Origin of the sequence: Nocardioides luti (genome assembly GCF_014212315.1) — a bacterium.
Classification (GTDB): Bacteria; Actinomycetota; Actinomycetes; order Propionibacteriales; family Nocardioidaceae; genus Nocardioides; species Nocardioides luti.
On record NZ_JACKXE010000001.1, the window covers coordinates 3,565,582 to 3,583,385 of the forward strand.

15 protein-coding genes are annotated in these 17,804 nt (G+C 71.8%); 11 read left to right on the forward strand and 4 right to left on the reverse strand.

Annotated elements, in window-relative coordinates:
- The first annotated feature begins 6 nt into the window (after window positions 1-6).
- The 10 genes from H5V45_RS16915 (at window position 7) to secA (ending at window position 13,622) form a co-directional block, all read left to right on the forward strand.
- Window positions 7-999 carry a cation diffusion facilitator family transporter gene (locus tag H5V45_RS16915; RefSeq protein ID WP_185254008.1) on the forward strand — a complete coding sequence of 331 codons (993 nt, stop codon included), beginning with the start codon at window positions 7-9 and terminating at the stop codon, window positions 997-999.
- A 134-nt stretch (window positions 1,000-1,133) separates the two neighbouring features.
- Window positions 1,134-2,564, forward strand: a complete 1,431-nt coding sequence (gene ahcY / locus H5V45_RS16920; RefSeq protein ID WP_221634039.1) for an adenosylhomocysteinase — start codon at window positions 1,134-1,136, stop codon at window positions 2,562-2,564.
- Between the two features lie 129 nt (window positions 2,565-2,693).
- Window positions 2,694-3,404, forward strand: coding sequence for an MtrAB system response regulator MtrA (gene mtrA, locus H5V45_RS16925; protein WP_185254010.1), 711 nt, complete (start codon window positions 2,694-2,696; stop codon window positions 3,402-3,404).
- Between the two features lie 12 nt (window positions 3,405-3,416).
- Complete coding sequence (gene mtrB, locus H5V45_RS16930) at window positions 3,417-5,024, forward strand: MtrAB system histidine kinase MtrB (RefSeq protein WP_185254011.1); 1,608 nt, start codon at window positions 3,417-3,419, stop codon at window positions 5,022-5,024.
- A complete protein-coding gene (locus H5V45_RS16935; protein ID WP_185254012.1) occupies window positions 5,021-6,775 on the forward strand; it encodes an LpqB family beta-propeller domain-containing protein in 1,755 nt (584 codons plus the stop codon). The genes mtrB and H5V45_RS16935 overlap by 4 nt, the downstream gene beginning before the upstream one ends.
- A gap of 75 nt (window positions 6,776-6,850) precedes the next feature.
- The gene (locus H5V45_RS16940; RefSeq protein WP_185254013.1) at window positions 6,851-7,609 is read left to right on the forward strand and encodes a ComF family protein; all 759 of its coding nucleotides are present in this window, start codon (window positions 6,851-6,853) and stop codon (window positions 7,607-7,609) included.
- A 425-nt stretch (window positions 7,610-8,034) separates the two neighbouring features.
- On the forward strand, window positions 8,035-8,664 hold the full coding sequence (gene hpf / locus H5V45_RS16945) for a ribosome hibernation-promoting factor, HPF/YfiA family (RefSeq protein ID WP_185254014.1): 630 nt from the start codon (window positions 8,035-8,037) through the stop codon (window positions 8,662-8,664).
- A gap of 135 nt (window positions 8,665-8,799) precedes the next feature.
- Window positions 8,800-9,483, forward strand: a complete 684-nt coding sequence (locus H5V45_RS16950; protein WP_343061606.1) for a response regulator — start codon at window positions 8,800-8,802, stop codon at window positions 9,481-9,483.
- A 22-nt stretch (window positions 9,484-9,505) separates the two neighbouring features.
- Entirely contained in the window at window positions 9,506-10,699 is a 1,194-nt protein-coding gene (locus tag H5V45_RS16955) for a winged helix-turn-helix domain-containing protein (protein ID WP_185254015.1), read from the forward strand.
- Window positions 10,700-10,802: 103 nt separating this feature from the next.
- A complete protein-coding gene (gene secA, locus H5V45_RS16960; protein ID WP_185254016.1) occupies window positions 10,803-13,622 on the forward strand; it encodes a preprotein translocase subunit SecA in 2,820 nt (939 codons plus the stop codon).
- Between the two features lie 15 nt (window positions 13,623-13,637).
- Here the strand turns inward: secA and H5V45_RS16965 are convergent, their stop codons facing one another.
- The 3 genes from H5V45_RS16965 to H5V45_RS16975 are packed head-to-tail and all read right to left on the reverse strand — an operon-like array spanning window position 13,638 to window position 15,509.
- Window positions 13,638-14,198, reverse strand: coding sequence for a hypothetical protein (locus H5V45_RS16965; RefSeq protein ID WP_185254017.1), 561 nt, complete (start codon window positions 14,196-14,198; stop codon window positions 13,638-13,640).
- 17 nt (window positions 14,199-14,215) lie between these two features.
- Window positions 14,216-14,728: an Rv3235 family protein gene (locus H5V45_RS16970; protein ID WP_185254018.1), complete on the reverse strand. Its 513-nt coding sequence runs from the start codon at window positions 14,726-14,728 to the stop codon at window positions 14,216-14,218.
- A 52-nt stretch (window positions 14,729-14,780) separates the two neighbouring features.
- A complete protein-coding gene (locus tag H5V45_RS16975; protein ID WP_185254019.1) occupies window positions 14,781-15,509 on the reverse strand; it encodes a LysM peptidoglycan-binding domain-containing protein in 729 nt (242 codons plus the stop codon).
- Window positions 15,510-15,647: 138 nt separating this feature from the next.
- Between H5V45_RS16975 and H5V45_RS16980 the strand changes: the two genes are divergently transcribed.
- Window positions 15,648-16,181 (forward strand): hypothetical protein, encoded by a 534-nt coding sequence (locus H5V45_RS16980; protein WP_185254020.1) that lies wholly within the window; start codon window positions 15,648-15,650, stop codon window positions 16,179-16,181.
- A gap of 31 nt (window positions 16,182-16,212) precedes the next feature.
- On the opposite strand, the gene H5V45_RS16985 is transcribed toward H5V45_RS16980, so the two are convergent.
- Window positions 16,213-17,463, reverse strand: a complete 1,251-nt coding sequence (locus tag H5V45_RS16985) for an HNH endonuclease signature motif containing protein (protein WP_185254021.1) — start codon at window positions 17,461-17,463, stop codon at window positions 16,213-16,215.
- Window positions 17,464-17,804: the final 341 nt, after the last annotated feature.

A 17,804-nucleotide genomic window follows, 5' to 3' on the forward strand; every position in this document is an offset into this window, starting at 1 on the left:
CCGCGCATGAGCGCCGAAGGTGGGACCAAGGCCGTCGTGGCCGCGCTGCTGGCCAACGCCGGCATCGCGCTGACCAAGTTCCTCGCGTTCTTCCTGACCGGGGTGAGCTCCATGCTCGCGGAGGCGATCCACTCGGTCGCCGACGCCGGCAACCAGGGGCTGCTGCTCCTGGGCGGGAAGAAGGCGCAGAAGGACGCGACCGACGAGCACCCCTTCGGCTACGGCCGCGAGCGGTACGTCTACAGCTTCATCGTGTCGATCGTGCTGTTCAGCGTCGGTGGGCTCTTCGCGCTCTACGAGGCGTACCACAAGTACCACGAGATCCACGCCGCCCACGGGCACCCGGAGGACTCGATCCTGGACAGCCGCTGGTGGTGGGTGCCGCCGGTCGTGCTGCTCGTCGCCATCGTGATGGAGGGGCTGTCCTTCCGCACCGCGATCCGCGAGACCAACAAGATCAAGGGCTCCGCGAGCTTCCCGCAGTTCATCCGGCGGGCCAAGCAGCCCGAGCTCCCGGTGATCCTGCTGGAGGACCTCGCCGCCCTCATCGGCCTGGTGTTCGCGTTCGTCGCGGTCGGCCTCGCGCTGATCACCGAGAACCTCTACTGGGACGTCGCCGGCACCGCCCTGATCGGGGTGCTGCTGGTCTGCGTCGCCGTCGTGCTCGGCATCGAGACCAAGAGCCTGCTGCTGGGCGAGTCGGCCAGCGTCCCGGCCCAGCGTGCCATCGTCGCGGCCCTCGAGGGCACCGAGGGCGTGGAGCGCGTGATCCACCTCAAGACCATGCACCTCGGTCCCGAGGAGCTCCTGGTCGCGGCCAAGATCGGGGTCGCCCGCGGGGCCACCGCCGAGCAGGTCGCGGAGCTGATCGACAGTGCCGAGCGGCACGTCCGGGCGGCCGAGGCGACGGCCCAGGTGATCTACCTCGAGCCCGACATCTACCGCGCGGACCACGTGCCGGACGAGCGGCCCGCACCCCCGGCTCCCGCCGGTCACTGACGCGGTCACCGACCCGGTCGCCGGGGGTCCCGGCGTCGCGCCGGAGGGTGCGTCGAGGATTCTTCGATCTGCTGGAGCGCGTTCTAATCTCGTGTGCACAAGCCATGAGCAGAGCCGACAGCAGGGGGCATTCGATGGACTACAAGGTCGCCGACATCAACCTGGCCGACTACGGCCGGACCGAGATCAAGCTCGCCGAGCACGAGATGCCGGGCCTGATGGCCATGCGCGCGCGCTACGGCGACTCCAAGCCGCTGGCGGGCGCCCGGATCGCCGGCTCGCTGCACATGACCATCCAGACCGCCGTGCTCATCGAGACGCTGGTCGCCCTGGGCGCGGAGGTCCGCTGGGCCTCCTGCAACATCTTCTCGACCCAGGACCACGCCGCTGCCGCGGTCGCCGTCGGGCCCGAGGGCACCGTCGACGCGCCGGCCGGCGTGCCGGTCTTCGCCTGGAAGGGCGAGACGCTGGAGGAGTACTGGTGGTGCACCCAGCAGATCCTGAACTGGCCCGGTGACGCGTTCGCCAACATGATCCTCGACGACGGCGGCGACGCCACGATGCTGGTCCACCTCGGCGTCGACGCCGAGAAGTCCGGCGTCGCGCCGGACCCGGCCTCCGCGAAGAGCCACGAGCAGAAGATCGTCTTCGACGTCCTGAACGCCTCGCTCGCCGAGAGCAAGGACCGCTACACGAAGATCGCCGGCGAGATCAAGGGCGTCACCGAGGAGACCACCACCGGTGTGCTGCGTCTCTACGACATGATGAAGGAAGGCTCGCTGCTCTTCCCGGCCATCAACGTCAACGACTCGGTCACCAAGTCGAAGTTCGACAACAAGTACGGCTGCCGCCACTCGCTCATCGACGGCATCAACCGCGCGACCGACGTCCTCATCGGCGGCAAGGTCGCCGTCGTGGCCGGCTACGGCGACGTGGGCAAGGGCTGCGCCGAGTCGCTCCGCGGCCAGGGCGCCCGCGTCATCGTCACCGAGATCGACCCGATCTGCGCGCTGCAGGCGGCCATGGACGGCTACCAGGTCACCACGCTGGACGACGTCCTCGACATCGCCGACATCATCATCACCGCGACCGGCAACAAGGACGTCGTGACCGTCGAGCAGATGGCGAAGATGAAGCACCAGGCGATCCTGGGCAACATCGGCCACTTCGACAACGAGATCGACATGGCGGGGCTCGAGACCTACGAGGGCATCGTCCGCACGACGGTCAAGCCGCAGGTCGACGTGTGGACCTTCCCGGACGAGAAGACGATCATCGTCCTCTCCGAGGGTCGCCTGATGAACCTCGGCAACGCGACCGGCCACCCGTCGTTCGTCATGTCGAACTCCTTCACCAACCAGGTGCTGGCCCAGATCGAGCTCTACACGAAGCCCGAGGAGTACCCCGTCGGCGTCTACGTGCTGCCCAAGCACCTCGACGAGGAGGTCGCCCGTCTCCACCTCGGCGCCCTCGGCGTCAAGCTGACGACGCTGTCCGACGACCAGGCGTCCTACCTGGGCGTGGACGTGGCCGGGCCGTACAAGTCCGACCAGTACCGCTACTGAGTCACCCCTGCGCAGCGGCTGCGGGCCCCGGCGACACCACGTGTGTCGGCGGGGCCCGTTTCCCGTTCCGTCGGGGTGTCGGACGGGTCCACGGGGTGCCGTCCCCGTGCGACTGGCAAGATTGAGCGCATGAGCAACACCGCACCACCGGCTGACGGCGCCTGGAAGGGCCGCATCCTCGTCGTCGACGACGACGCCTCGCTCGCGGAGATGCTCACGATCGTGCTCCGCCAGGAGGGCTTCGACAGCCGCATGTGCGGCCGGGGCGACCTCGCGATGGCCGAGTTCCACGACTACCGGCCCGACCTGGTGCTCCTCGACCTGATGCTGCCCGGCAAGGACGGCATCGACGTCTGCAAGGAGATCCGCGCCGAGTCCGGCGTGCCGATCGTGATGCTGACCGCCAAGGGCGACACCGTCGACGTCGTCGTCGGGCTCGAGTCCGGCGCCGACGACTACGTCGTGAAGCCGTTCAAGCCCAAGGAGCTCGTGGCCCGGATCCGGGCCCGGGTCCGCAGCTACGACCCGCCCGCGCAGGAGTCGCTGACCATCGGCGACCTCGGCATCGACGTTGCCGGGCACTCCGTCACGCGCGACGGCGCGCCGATCAGCCTGACCCCCCTCGAGTTCGACCTGCTGGTCTGCCTGGCGCGCAAGCCCTGGCAGGTCTTCACCCGCGAGGTGCTTCTCGAGCAGGTCTGGGGCTACCGGCACGCCGCCGACACCCGGCTGGTGAACGTCCACGTCCAGCGGCTGCGCTCCAAGGTGGAGCACGACCCCGAGAACCCCGAGATCGTCGTGACGGTCCGGGGCGTGGGATACAAAGCCGGAACGCTCTAGGGACGGGCTCCGTTGGCCTCGCGCAGTCTCCCGGACGCCGTACGCCGTGGCCTCACCTTCTGGCGACGGTCGATCCAGGCGCGGGTCGTGGCGAGCACCGTCGTGCTGTCGGCCGCGGTCGTCAGCGTCGTCGGCTGGTTCCTGCTGCAGCAGACCCGCGAGGGCCTCCTCGACCACCGCGTCGACGCGGTCGTGGCGGAGGCCAACAACGAGACGATGGAGGCGCGGCGACGGCTGGTCGCGGCGCCCGGCATCGACCTCGACTACTCCTCGCAGCAGCTCGACCTGGTCGAGCCGATCATCCAGCGCGGCCAGACCCGCGGCTTCAGCGTGGTGCTGGCCGGTCCCGTCGGAGACAGCGGCGCCCGGATCGCCGACGGGGGCGCGAAGTACACCTCGGGACTCGACACCTCCAGCGTCCCGGTGGCGCTCGAGCGACGCTTCGACGAGGCGGCGCCCACCGCCTGGACCTACACCCGGATCCGTTCGGTCGACCAGTCGACCGGCGCCGAGGAGGACCGCCCCGGGATCGTCGTCGGCTCGCAGGTCCGGCTCCCGTCGGACGGCCAGACGTACACCCTCTACTACCTCTTCCCGCTCGACGACGAGCGCGAGACGCTCGCGCTGGTCACCCGCGCCCTGCTCACCGCCGGCGTCCTGCTGCTGGTCCTCGTCGCCGGGCTCACCTGGCTGGTGACCCGCCAGGTCGTGACCCCGATCCGGCTGGCGCGGCGGGTCGCCGAGCGGCTGGCCGCCGGGCAGCTGCAGGAGCGGCTCAAGGTCTCCGGCGACGACGACCTGGCGCGGCTGGCCACGTCGTTCAACCAGATGGCGAGCAGCCTGCAGCGCCAGATCCGGCAGCTCGAGGAGCTCAGCCGGGTGCAGCGGCGCTTCGTCTCCGACGTCTCCCACGAGCTGCGCACCCCGCTGACGACCGTGCGGATGGCCGGCGACGTGCTGCACGACGCGCGCCGGGCCTTCGACCCCGCGACCGCGCGCGCCGCCGAGCTGCTGCAGGTCGAGCTGGACCGCTTCGAGACGCTGCTCGCCGACCTGCTCGAGATCAGCCGCTTCGACGCCGGGGCCGCGGTGCTCGAGACCGACGACGTCAACCTCGTGGACGTGGCCCACCGCATCGTCGACGCCACCCGGGCCCTGGCCGCCCAGCGCGACGTGCGCGTCCTCGTCGACGCCCCGGACCACCCCTGCCTGTGCGAGGCCGACGTACGCCGGGTCGAGCGCATCCTGCGAAACCTGGTCACCAACGCCATCGACCACGCGGAGGGCGACGACGTCGTGATCCGCGTCGCCGGCGACACCCACGCGGCCGCCATCGCGGTCCGCGACCACGGTGTCGGGCTCGCGGCGGGGGAGTCCTCGATGGTGTTCAACCGCTTCTGGCGGGCCGACCCGGCGCGCGCCCGCACCAGCGGCGGCACGGGGCTCGGTCTCTCGATCGCCCTCGAGGACACGCACCTGCACGGGGGCTGGCTGCAGGCGTGGGGCCGGCCGGGCGAGGGGGCGCAGTTCCGCCTGACCCTGCCCCGCCGCGCAGGCGGCGCGCTGCGCCAGAGCCCGCTGCCCCTGGTGCCGGCCGACGCCCCGGAGACCGTCGCATGAGCCGCCGTCTCCTCGTGGCCGCGATGGTGTGCCTCGGCCTGCTGCTGCCCGCCGGCTGCGTGCGGATGCCCGACTCGGGGCCGATCGTGCAGACCGGCTCGGGTGGCTCGCTGGCGCAGGAGCGGCCCTTCGACATCGAGCCGAAGCCGCCCCAGCCCGGGGACTCTCCGGCCGCAGTGGTCAAGGGCTTCCTCGACGCGATGACCGCCTCGCCGATCGACGCGACCGTGGCCCGCCAGTTCCTCACCGGTGACGCCGCCGCGGCCTGGACCCCCGAGCTGGAGACGATCACCTACGCCGACGCCTCCAACCCGCGCGGGAGCGACCCGCGCGTCTCGGTCACGCTCAGCGGCGCCGACCGGCTGGACTCCCGCGGCACCTGGCTCGGCCCGCTGCCGCGCGACCAGCGGGTCCTGCAGTTCCCCGTCGCCCGCGACGACAACGGCGAGTGGCGCCTCACCGAGGTGCCGAACGCATTGATCGTCCCGGAGACCTGGTTCGAGCTGCGCTTCCGCCAGGTCTCGCTCTACTTCTTCGACCCGACCGCCGAGATCCTGGTCCCGGAGCCGGTGTTCGTCCCGCGCGGCGACCAGCTCGCCTCGACGCTGACCGCCGCGCTGCTGCGCGGACCGCGCCCCGAGCTCACCCAGGCGTCGCGCACGTTCATCCCGCCCGGCCTCAAGCTCGACCTCTCCGCACCGGTCTCGGCGGACGGCGTCGCGGACATCTCGCTGACGGGGGACGCCGGCCAGCTGACCCCGCAGACGACCGAGCTGATCCTGGCGCAGTTCGCCTGGACCCTGCGGCAGGAGCCGACGATCCGCAGCCTGCGGGTCTCGATCGGGGACCAGCAGCTGCAGCTGCCCGGCGCGGTCAGCACGATCTCGGTCAACGAGGGCTCGCAGTACGACCCCGTCGGCTTCCAGGCGAGCCCGCTGCTCTACGGGCTGCAGGGCGGCCTCCTGGTGGCCGGCGCCCGCTCGGCGTTCGAGCCCGTCGACGGACCGTTCGGCGACACGGCGTACGGCGTCTCCCGCGTGCGGGTCAGCGTGACCGGCGCCGAGGTGGCCGGGATCTCGGGGGGCGGCCGGTCCGTGCTCCGCGGCCCGGTGCGCGGCGGCTCCGCCGACGTGCGCGAGGTGGTCAGCGACGCGACCGACCTGCTGCCGCCGGCCTGGGACCTCGGCGACCGGCTCTGGCTGCTCGACCGGACCAAGAGCGGGGCCCGGATCCTCACCGTGACCGGCGACGGCGACCCGCAGCCGTTGCGCGTCCAGGGGATCAGCGGGCGCGACGTCCGCAGCTTCCTCGTCTCGCGCGACGGGTCCCGACTCGTCGCGGCGGTCCGCCCGGCGGGCGGTGGCGGCGACCAGATCCTGGTCAGCCGGATCGTGCGCGACGACCGCGGGCGGGTGCGCTCCGCGACGGCCGCCCAGCGGATCGGGACCGAGGTGGGGGAGCGGCTCAACATCCGCGACCTCGCGTGGTCCTCGCCGACCTCGGTGGCGGTCCTCGACACCATCAACGACGCGCTCGCGCAGGTGCGCACGGTCTCGGTCGACGGCTCGCCGCCCGGGATCGACAGCCTGTCGACCACGCTGCGCGGCCGGATCCTCGGGCTGGTCGGCTCGCCGGTCCCGGGCGAGAGCCTGTACGCCGTCGCGCGGACGAACCTGGTCGACCTGTCCAGCGCGGACCGCGGTGACGTGGCGCTCGACTCGGGCGTGACGTCCCTGGGCTACGTCGGCTGACGGCGGCGGGCACGGTCCTCCACAGGGCGCCCGGCGCCGCTTGAGCCCGGGTCGCGGGTCTGGTCGTCTCGCAGGGTGCCCGACGAGCTGCGCGACGCCGCGACCGACCTCCTGCTCGGTGGTCGCTGCGTGGGCTGCGCCGGCCCGGGACGGGTGCTCTGCCGGAGCTGCCGCGCGGGGCTGCCACGCGGCGCCGGGCTGGTGTGGCCGACCCCGGTGCCGGCCGGGCTGGCCCCGCCGTACGCGCCCGCGGCGTACGACGGCGTGGTGCGCGCGATGGTGATCGCCCACAAGGAGCACGCCGTCCTGGGGCTGCGGGACCCGCTGGCCGAGCTCCTCGCCGATGCCGTGCACGCCGCCGACGTGAGCGGCCCGGTCGTGCTGGTGCCGGTGCCGTCGCGCCCCGCGAGCGTGCGCGCCCGCGGGCACGACCACACGCACGCGCTCGCGAGCGCCGCCGCCCGCCTGCTGCGCGCCGGCGGACACGACGTGGTGGCGCTGCGGATGCTGCACCCCCGGCCCGGCGTCGTGGACCAGGCCGGCCTGGACGCCGCGCAGCGGGCCGCCAACCTCGCGGGGTCGATGGCGTGCCCGTCGAGCCGGGTGCGGCGGCTGGCGCGGGTCCGTCCGCGGGCCCGGCTGGTCGTCTGCGACGACGTGCTCACGACCGGGGCGACGGCCCGCGAGGCCCAGCGCGCCCTGGAGGCGGTGGGCCTGCCGGTGGCGGCCGTCGCGACCGTGGCGGCGACCCGGCGGCGGCGTCCGGGCGGGGCGACGGACCTCCACAGCGAATCTTCAGGCGAACGGGTTTCGCCCAGCCCCTCCACCCTCTAACGTCTCTGTATGGAGTCCGTCCGGGTCCGTGGTTGCGCCGCTCAGGCGCCCAGCGCAAGCCGGGCGCGCGAGCGGCAAGCCGATGCCAGTCGCAGGCGAAACGGTCCACGTAAGGCTGTCCGGGGACCTGTCCCCGGTCCCAGCCGATCACGGTGCGGCTTAGTCGTAAGTCCTGCCTCGGCCCCGTCGTCAGATGCGACGGTGCGTCGGGAGAAGGGCAGTAGTGGCACCAAGCTGCGAACCCCTCCGCAGGCGATTGTGGGGTCGAAGACCAGGTCGGCCGGGCGGACTCCAGCCTCTCCGAGCTGCGCCGGTGCTGCGGGTCGCCCATGACCCGTGCACCGTCGTGCCCTGTGGAGGGCGAGCTCGGGGGCTGAACACCAGAGAAGCAACTGGCGAAACCAACTGTTCTACGGGAGGTTCACATGGAAGTTGTGGTCACAGGCCGAAACTGCGAGCTGTCTGACCGGTTCCGCAGCCACGTCGAGGAGAAGCTGACGCGGCTCGAGAAGCACGACCACCGGATCATGCGGGTTCACGTCGAGGTGGACTGCGAGCCCAATCCGCGCCAGCACGACCACGCGGTGCACGTGGAGCTGACGGCGTTCTCCAAGGGCCCGGTCATCCGGGCGGAGGCCGCGGCCGACGAGAAGATGGGAGCCCTGGACCTCGCCCTCGACAAGATGGCCGCGCAGATGCGCCGTGCCGCCGACCGGCGTCGGGTCCACCGCGGGCGGCACGCCCCGGTCTCCGTCGGCCAGGCGATGGCGCAGGTGCCCGTCGAGGCCCTCGTGGGCAGCGCCGAGGAGCAGTCCGCGGTGCAGGAGCGCCAGGTCGGCCCGATCGCGGTGACGGGGGACGGACCGCTCGTGGTCCGCGAGAAGACGCACCCCGCCAGCCCGATGACCCTCGACCAGGCGCTCTACGAGATGGAGCTGGTCGGCCACGACTTCTACCTCTACGTGGACAAGGAGAACGACCGTCCGGCGGTCGTCTACCGCCGCCGCGGCTACGACTACGGCGTGATCTCGCTGGACCTGGGCGGTGAGGACTGACCGGGCCCCACTGGTCTAGCGGTCCCCTCGTGGTCCGCGCCTGAGGAGCGGGGTGGCCCGAACGGGCCACCCCCCTTCCCGTTTCACCCACCCGACCGGGTCCCACGGGCCGCCCGTCCGTGCCATGATGCGTCCGTGTCCGAACAGGTGAACGACCCGGGTCTCGAGCCGATCCGTGTGCTGGTCGTCGACGACCAGGAGCTCTTCCGCCGTGGTCTGACCATGCTGCTGGCCGTCGAGAGCGGCATCGAGGTGATCGGCGAGGCCGGTGACGGCCTCGAGGGGACCACCCTCGCGATCAGCACCGCCCCCGACGTCGTGCTGCTCGACATCCGGATGCCCAAGCGCTCGGGGATCGAGGCCTGCCTCGCCATCAAGGAGGCCGTCCCCTCGGCCAAGATCATCATGCTGACCGTCTCCGACGAGGAGGCCGACCTCTACGAGGCCGTCAAGAGCGGTGCCGCCGGCTACCTCCTCAAGGACTCCTCCATCGAGGAGGTCGCCCAGGCCGTGCGCGTCGTGGCCGACGGCCAGTCCCTCATCTCCCCGTCGATGGCCGTGAAGCTGATCGACGAGTTCAAGCAGATGTCGCGCCCCGAGCGCGACCACGTCCCCGGCCTGCGGCTGACCGAGCGCGAGCTCGAGGTGCTGCGCCTCGTGGCCAAGGGCATGAACAACCGCGAGATCGCCCGCCAGCTGTTCATCAGCGAGAACACCGTCAAGAACCACGTCCGCAACATCCTCGAGAAGCTCCAGCTGCACTCGCGGATGGAAGCCGTCATGTACGCCGTGAAGGAAAAGCTGCTCGACCTGCCGTGAGGTCCGGCCCGCAGCCGCCGCCATGAGCACCCAGTCCCTCTCGCGCGCCCAGGCACGCCGGATCGCCCTGGCGGCGCAGGGGTTCCTCGACCCCGCCCACGCCGTGCCCACGATGCGCACCTTCCAGCGCACCCTGGACCGCACGGGGGTGCTCCAGGTCGACTCGGTCAACGTGCTCCAGCGCGCGCACTACATGCCGCTCTACTCGCGGATGGGTCCCTATGACACCGACCTGCTGCGCCGGGCCGCCGAGCAGCGGCCCCGCCGGGTGGTGGAGTACTGGGCGCACGTCCAGGCGTTCATGCCGGTCGAGCTGTGGCCGCACATGCAGCACCGGATGGAGCACTACCGGACCCAGCGCGGCAAGTGGTGGAAGACCGTCGACGACGCCCTGCTCGCGAACGTCCTGGCGGCGGTCCGCGACCGGGGCCCCAGCACCGCCCGCGACCTGGAGCACCTCCACGACGACGGCGCCCGGGCCCGGGAGCACTGGGGGTGGAACTGGTCCGAGGTCCGCAAGGCCCTCGATTTCCTCTACCTGTGCGGCGACCTGGCGATCGCGCGCCGCACCAGCCAGTTCGAGGTCGTGTACGACGTGCCCGAGCGGGTCCTGCCCGCCCACGTGCTCGCCCTGCCGACGCCCTCGCGGGCCGAGGCCGGCCTCGAGCTCACCCGGCGAGCGGCCCGCGCCCACGGCGTCGCCACCCTCAGGAGCCTCGCCGACTACCACCGGATGCTGGTGGCCGACGTGAAGGTCGCGGTCGCCACGATGGTCGAGGCGGGGGAGCTCACCCCGGTCCGGGTGGAGGGCGGCACGAAGCCGGCGTACCTCCACCGCGACGCCCGGCTGCCGCGCCGCATCGGCGCCCGCACCGTGCTGAGCCCCTTCGACCCCGTGGTCTGGGAGCGCGAGCGCACCGAGCAGCTCTTCGGCTTCCACTACCGCATCGAGATCTACGTGCCGCCCGAGAAGCGCGTGCACGGCTACTACGTGCTGCCGTTCCTGCTCGGCGACGAGCTGGTCGGACGGGTGGACCTCAAGGCCGACCGCCGGACCGGCCGCCTCCTGGTCAAGGGCGCGTACGCCGAGCCGGGCGCCCCCGCCGGCACGGCCGAGGAGCTCGCGGTCGAGCTGCGGCGGCTCGCCGACTGGCTCGACCTCGACGACGTGGCGGTCGAGCCGCGCGGCGACCTGGCCCCGCTGCTGCGCTTCTGAGCGTCGCCGAGGGGGCCGAAGCGCTCCCGCGCCCGGTTAGGGAGTGCCTCACCCGCTGGGTAGAGTGGCGCAGCACCCCCATCGATCCAGGGAGTATCACCTCGTGCCTGCCATTCTCGACAAGCTCCTCCGCATCGGAGAGGGCAAGATCCTTCGTCAGCTCGAGGCGATCGCGAAGGCCGTGAACGCCATCGAGGACGACTTCGTCGCGATGAGCGACGACGAGCTGCGCGCCATGACGGCCGAGTTCCGCGAGCGGCTCGCCAACGGCGAGACCCTCGACGACGTGATGCCCGAGGCGTTCGCCACCGTGCGCGAGGCCGCCAAGCGGGTCACCGGCATGCGGCCCTTCGACGTCCAGATCATGGGCGGCGCGGCGCTGCACCTCGGCAACATCGCCGAGATGAAGACCGGTGAGGGCAAGACCCTGGTCGCCACGCTCCCGTCGTACCTCAACGCGCTGTCCGGCAAGGGCGTGCACGTGGTCACGGTCAACGACTACCTCGCGAAGTACCAGTCCGAGATGATGGGCCGGATCCACCACTTCCTCGGCCTCGAGGTCGGCGTGATCCTCCCCGAGATGCGCCCCGACGAGCGCCGGGTGGCCTACAACTGCGACATCACCTACGGCACGAACAACGAGCTCGGCTTCGACTACCTGCGCGACAACATGGCCAGCTCCATCGAGGAGTGCGTCCAGCGCGGGCACAACTTCGCCGTCGTCGACGAGGTCGACTCGATCCTGATCGACGAGGCGCGGACCCCGCTCATCATCAGCGGCCCGACCCAGGACGAGGTGCGCTGGTACGCCGAGTTCGCGCGCATCTGCCGCACCCTGGTCAAGGACGTCGACTACGAGGTCGACGAGAAGAAGCGCACGATCTCCGTCCTCGAGCCCGGCATCACCAAGGTCGAGGACCACCTCGGCATCGAGAACCTCTACGAGTCGGCGAACACCCCGCTCATCTCGTTCCTGAACAACTCCATCAAGGCCAAGGAGCTGTTCCGCAACGACAAGGAGTACGTCGTCATGGACGGCGAGGTGCTCATCGTCGACGAGCACACCGGCCGGATGCTCGCGGGGCGTCGCTACAACGACGGCCTGCACCAGGCGATCGAGGCCAAGGAGGGTGTGACCGTCCGCGAGGAGTACCAGACCCTCGCCACCGTCACCCTCCAGAACTACTTCCGCCTCTACGACAAGCTCTCCGGCATGACCGGTACGGCCATGACCGAGGCGTCGGAGTTCGACAAGATCTACAAGCTCGGCGTGGTCCCGATCCCCACGAACCGCCCGATGCAGCGCATCGACGCCGCCGACCTCGTCTACCGGACCGAGGAGGCGAAGTACGACGCCGTCACCCAGGACATCGCCGAGCGCCACGAGAAGGGCCAGCCCGTCCTGGTCGGCACGGTCTCGGTCGAGAAGTCCGAGCACCTCTCGACCAAGCTGCGCGCCCGCGGGATCCCGCACACCGTCCTGAACGCCAAGGTCCACGCCGACGAGGCCAAGATCGTCGCGATGGCCGGCCACAAGGGCGCGGTCACCGTCGCCACCAACATGGCCGGTCGAGGCACCGACATCATGCTCGGCGGCTCGATCGACTTCCTCGCCGACGCCGAGCTGCGCGCCAAGGGCCTCGACCCCGTCGAGCACTCCGAGGAGTACGAAGCCGAGTGGCCGCAGGCCCTCGAGCGGGTCAAGGGCCAGGTCTCCGCGGAGCACGACGAGGTCCGCGAGCTCGGCGGGCTGTACGTCGTCGGCACCGAGCGGCACGAGTCGCGCCGCATCGACAACCAGCTGCGCGGTCGCTCCGGCCGTCAGGGCGACCCGGGCGAGTCCCGGTTCTACCTGTCGCTGCAGGACGAGCTGATGCGCCTGTTCAAGTCCGACTGGGTGGACCGGGTGCTCCAGGTCCTCAAGATCCCGGACGACGTCCCGATCGAGAACAAGCGCGTCACGGGTGCGATCGCCAACGCCCAGGGCCAGGTCGAGTCGCAGAACTTCGAGTCGCGCAAGAACGTCCTCAAGTACGACGACGTGATGAGCCGGCAGCGCGAGGTCATCTACGGCGAGCGCCGCAAGGTGCTCGAGGGTGCCGACCTCGAGGACGAGATGCGCACCTTCATCACCGACGTCGTCACCGGCTACACGGTCGCGGCGACGCAGGAGTTCGCGGAGGAGTGGGATCTCGAGGCGCTGTGGACCGCCCTGCGCCAGCTCTACCCGGTCTCGCTCGACCACACGGTGCTCGAGAAGGAGGTCGGCGGTCGCGCCAACCTCGACCGTGACGAGCTGATCGAGAAGCTGGTCGCCGACGCGCACGCGGCGTACGACCGTCGCGAGGCCGAGGTCGGCGACGACGTCATGCGCGAGCTCGAGCGACGCGTCGTGCTGTCGGTCATCGACCGCAAGTGGCGCGAGCACCTCTACGAGATGGACTACCTCCGCGAGGGCATCTACCTGCGGGCGTACTCCCAGCGCGACCCGCTCGTCGAGTACCAGCGCGAGGGCTTCGACATGTTCGCCGCCATGATGGACGCCATCAAGGAGGAGTCGGTCGGGTTCCTGTTCAACCTGGAGGTCCAGGTCGACGAGGACGAGGACGAGCTGGCCGCCGAGGCGGAAGCCGCCGAGGCCGAGGCCGCCGAGCAGGAGGCCGCCGCCGCGCAGGCCCGCCGCGAGGCGCCGCACATCCGGGCCAAGGGCCTGGACCTGCCGAAGCAGCCGCAGAACCTCACCTACTCGGCCCCGACCGAGGACGGCGAGGTGGCCGTGACCGGCCGCCCCGCGACGGCGAACGACGAGTTCGCCGGCATCGGTCGCAACGCCGACTGCCCGTGCGGCTCCGGCAAGAAGTACAAGAAGTGCCACGGCGCTCCCGGCGGCCCCACCGGGCTGACCACGCGCGTCAACGGCTGAGCCCACCCGCTGCACTCACGAACGGCTGTCGGACCCCCGGTCCGGCAGCCGTTCGCGCAGTCCGGCCGCGAGGCCCAGGATCGTGGCGGCGTCGAACGCGTCCCCGACGGTTCCGGCCAGCCGGCGGTGGCGCACCGGGCCCAGGCGCAGCCGCAGGTGCAGCCGGGTGGTGCCGGGGCTCTCGGGACTCAGGGTCAGGGCCCAGCTGAGCTCGGTGCGACCGCGGCGCGAGCGGTGGACGAGCGCGCGCGGCCGGTCGAGCAGCGCGACGGTGAAGGTCGCGTCGCGCCCTCCCCAGTCGGGGATGACGTCGCCGACGGTGAGGCCCTGGAGCGTGGGCTCGAGCCGCCGGAGGGCGCGCCGGCGGCGGGGGACCAGCCGTTCCACGGACGCGGGGAGGTACCACCCGGCCCGTTGCTTCCCCAGCTGCACCAGCCACGGCCACACGACGTCGGGCGGGGCGTCCAGGGTGAAGGCGCGGTCCATGACGACGTCGGCCCGCGGGACCAGGTCGTCGCCCGGTCGCGCGCCGGCGATCTCGTCCGCGCGGGCGGTGACGGCGGCGAACGGTCCCATGCGTCCATGATGACTGCTCAGGCGAAGTCCAGCGCGGTGCACAGCCAGCGGCCGGTGCGCAGCTCGAAGCGGGCGGCGAGCGCCCGGGACCGCTGCCCGTAGCGCACCCGCACGCTGACCTCGGCGGCCTCGCGGGCCAGGAAGCAGCAGCGCACGCTCTGCACCATCGGGCGGACCGGCTGGACCCGCCCGGCGCCCGGCTCGTGGCCGCCCGCCTGGGCGACGAGCAGCGCCCGGCGTGCCAGGTCCTCGTAGACCGGGCGGCTCGACCACCGCAGGAGCTGGGAGACCGGACGGTCGCCGCCGACGATCTCGACCGCCGCCTGGGCGTAGCGCCACGACCACTGCTCGAGCTGGCGTCGTACGCGCAGGTCGATGGGGAGCACGTCGGCCGCCGGTGCTCCGTGGCCCGCCACGCGGAGGGCGGGCGGGTCGTGCCGCGGCTGGAGGTCGAGGGCGAGGGTGCCCTGGACGCTGCCGACCGGGACCGGCACGCGGATCGGGACGACCTTCTCGTGGGACGTGGGCATGACGTGCTCCTCTCGGCTGGTCGTGATCGGGGTCGGGGCGGGTGGTGGTCGGTCAGGTGCGGGGCACGTGCAGCCGCTGGCCGGGCTGGACGAGGTCGGGGTCGGGGCCGACGACCTCGCGGTTGGCGTCGTAGATCCGGTGCCACAGCCGGTCGATCGCCGCGGCCCCGGCGTCGGGACCGAGCCGGTCGGCGGCGAGGCCCCAGAGGGTGTCGCCGGGGCGGACCTCGACGAGGTCGGCCGGACCGTGGTCCGCCGCGGCGTGGACGGGGGCGCCGTGGGCGGGCGGGGGCGGCGTACGACCCGCGAGCCTCGACGCGAGACGGCCGACGGCCGGAGAGGCGTCGCTGGGGCGGTCGGGGAGCGGGAGCCCGCTGATCGCGGCGAGCCCGGGGGCTCCGCTGTGGTCCAGGTGCAGGTCGCCCGGGGTGGCGCCCGCCGGTGCCACGACGGCCCCGCCCAGCGCGACGCCGCACGCGGCGAGCACGGCCCGGCGTACGACGGGCGGCACGCCGCGGGTGGGGCGCCCGCCCCCGCGCACGACCTCGAGGGTCACCAGCGACGTGACCACCCACAGCCAGCCGGCCCCGAGCACCGCCGCGCCGGCGAACAGCCAGAGCAGCAGCCGGTCGAGGGGCTGGGTGGCCAGGTCGCCGCCCACCACGGCGGACCGCGCGTCGAGCAGGTCCGGCAGCACCCAGGCGACCAGGCCCGCCAGCGCCAGCGAGGCGGCCAGCCAGACGAGCCCGCAGCGGGCGGGGGAGCCGTGGCACTCGTTCATGGTCTTATCCTTGCGTTTGCGTACGTTTACGTCAGTCAAAGTCTTTTTACCGAGGGAGTCAACCGGTTCTCCACCGGTGGCCGGGCGGGCGCGGGCGTGGCAGGGTCGGCCCATGAGGCTGGGTCGGGGGTGCGGCACGTGAGCTGGGAGGAGGAGCTCTTCGCGCTGTTCGACGACCTGGAGCAGCAGGCCGAGGCGCTCTACGACGCCGACCGCGAGGTGGAGCTGGCCGACCGCAGCCGCGCGGAGTACCACCACGTCACCCTCGCCAGCCGGCTGATGGCCTCGGTCGGCCGCGACCTGGTCCTCGACGTCCGCGGCGTCGGCGCGGTCACCGGCTCGCTCGAGCGGGTCGCCACCGGCTGGTGCCTGCTCCGCGGCCCGCGCCAGGACTGGGTGATCCGGACCGACGCTCTCGCCGTGGTCCACGGCGCCTCGGAGCGCTCGGTGCCCGAGGTCGCCTGGTCCCCGGTCGCCGCCCTCGGCCTCGGCTCCGCTCTCCGCCGCCTGGCCGAGGCGGGCGAGCGCTGCGTGCTGCACACCCTCGACGGCGCGACCCACGACGCCGTCCTGCTCCGCGTCGGCGCCGACTTCGTCGAGGCGCGGGTCGGTGAGGACCGCACGGTGCTGGTGCCGTACGCCGTGCTGGCGGCGGTGCAGAGCCGCGACTGAGCGGCACGGGCAGGTGTGTGGCGGGTTCGGCCTACGTCCGCCGGGTGAAGGCGATCTTCCCGCCGGGGAGCTTGGTCATGGTGAACGTGGGGTCGTGGGCTCTCGCGTGGTGTCGTGGGCAGAGGAGTCTGCCGTCGTTGAGGTCGGTGTTGCCGCCGTGGCTCCAGGGGTGGTCGTGGTGGGCGTGGCACATGCTGGGTGGCCAGTCGCAGCCTTGGGCGGTGCAGCTGCCTTGCTGGATTGCGAGGGCGAGGTGCTGGGCTTTCGAGAAGTAGCGGCGGGTGCGTCCGAGGTCGAGGACCTGGGACTTGCCGCCGAGGACGGCGGGGATGATGCCGGCCTCGCAGGCGAGCCGCCTGGCTTGGGAGGCGGTGATCTTGTCGCCGGTGTCGAGGGTGGCGGCCTTCTCGGCTCCCAGGAGGGTAGCCATGTCCATCGTGATCACGACGGTCGCGTTCACGCCACCCGCGTTGGGGAGTCGGTCGGTCGGGTAGCGCTCGATGAGCTCGCAGAGCGCTGCTCCCAGCCGCTCCGGGTTGGGCTTCCGCTCGACTCCGGGTCCGTGGACCGCGGTCTGGTGCTTCGGGGCCGCGAGGCCCTGGAGGATCTTCTTGAGCATCGCTCCTTGGGCGGCGGGGATGGTGAACCGGCCGTGGCAGGACCCGTGCCCGTCGTCGGACATGGTGAGCCGCATCCTCTGGCGGGCCTTGCGCTCCTCCTCGTCCAGCCGGCGGCGTTCTTCTTCTTCCCCTGCGGCGGGGTCGATGACGTCGAGGAGGCCGCGGCCGAGGCGGCGCAGGTCGACGGCGTCGTGATCGGCGGCCAGGTCGACCAGGTGCTTCTCAGCGAGCACCCGGTTCCCCGGGTCGATGTCATCGGGGAGGTCGTCCAGGGCCCGGGTGATGACTTGGGCCTGCTCGGTCAGGATCGCGCCGGAGGACAAGGCCTGGCGGACGACGTGCCAGCGGCCGAGGGCCTCGGCGAGGTGCAGCTTCGCCGCCGTGCTCCGGTGGGTCTGGGAGGTCTGGGTCGCCCACCACGCCTGGGTCGACGTGGCCCCGACGGACGAGCCGACCTCGACAGACGATGCGTGCACGGCGACGCGGGCCTCGAGCTCGCTGATGCGCGAGGCGAGCCGGGTCAGCCGGACCAATGTGGCCGCGGCCTCGTCGTCCGACATCGACCACACGGGTGCGTCGAGAACGTTGTCGACCTGCTCGTCCATGGCGGCGACGGCACGCGAGATCGCGTGCTGCGGAGCCGTGGTCTGGGAGCTGGTCATGGGGAAAGTCAATCAGGGGCCACCGACAGTCCAGGGGTCCGAATGAGCCTGACTCACAGTCCAAAAGTAAAATAATCGGGCAAAGTTTCGAACGGTGACTCAAGCGGGCAAGTGGCACCGACGGCAACTGTGAAGGCGACCGCAAGGAGGAGTAGCCCCGGCACCCACGGCAACCACAAAATCCAAAAATCCCCTACACCGCGACTACGTCCAGGCGCGCACAGGCCGGACCACCGGTGGGCTCGAGTCGTGGAGGGGTGGGGGTGGTTTCGAGACGGTTGCCAGCGCAACCTCCTCAACCACCGGAAGACCCGACGGGCCCACGCCATGACGCGCGAAGC

Coding starts and splice junctions, on each gene's coding strand:
- H5V45_RS16915 (WP_185254008.1), top strand. CDS start 7: ATGAGCGCCGAAGGTGGGACCAAGGCCGTCGTGGCCGCGCTGCTGGCC.
- ahcY (WP_221634039.1), top strand. CDS start 1,134: ATGGACTACAAGGTCGCCGACATCAACCTGGCCGACTACGGCCGGACC.
- mtrA (WP_185254010.1), top strand. CDS start 2,694: ATGAGCAACACCGCACCACCGGCTGACGGCGCCTGGAAGGGCCGCATC.
- H5V45_RS16935 (WP_185254012.1), top strand. CDS start 5,021: ATGAGCCGCCGTCTCCTCGTGGCCGCGATGGTGTGCCTCGGCCTGCTG.
- hpf (WP_185254014.1), top strand. CDS start 8,035: ATGGAAGTTGTGGTCACAGGCCGAAACTGCGAGCTGTCTGACCGGTTC.
- H5V45_RS16955 (WP_185254015.1), top strand. CDS start 9,506: ATGAGCACCCAGTCCCTCTCGCGCGCCCAGGCACGCCGGATCGCCCTG.
- H5V45_RS16965 (WP_185254017.1), bottom strand. CDS start 14,198: ATGGGACCGTTCGCCGCCGTCACCGCCCGCGCGGACGAGATCGCCGGC.
- H5V45_RS16970 (WP_185254018.1), bottom strand. CDS start 14,728: ATGCCCACGTCCCACGAGAAGGTCGTCCCGATCCGCGTGCCGGTCCCG.
- H5V45_RS16975 (WP_185254019.1), bottom strand. CDS start 15,509: ATGAACGAGTGCCACGGCTCCCCCGCCCGCTGCGGGCTCGTCTGGCTG.
- H5V45_RS16985 (WP_185254021.1), bottom strand. CDS start 17,463: ATGACCAGCTCCCAGACCACGGCTCCGCAGCACGCGATCTCGCGTGCC.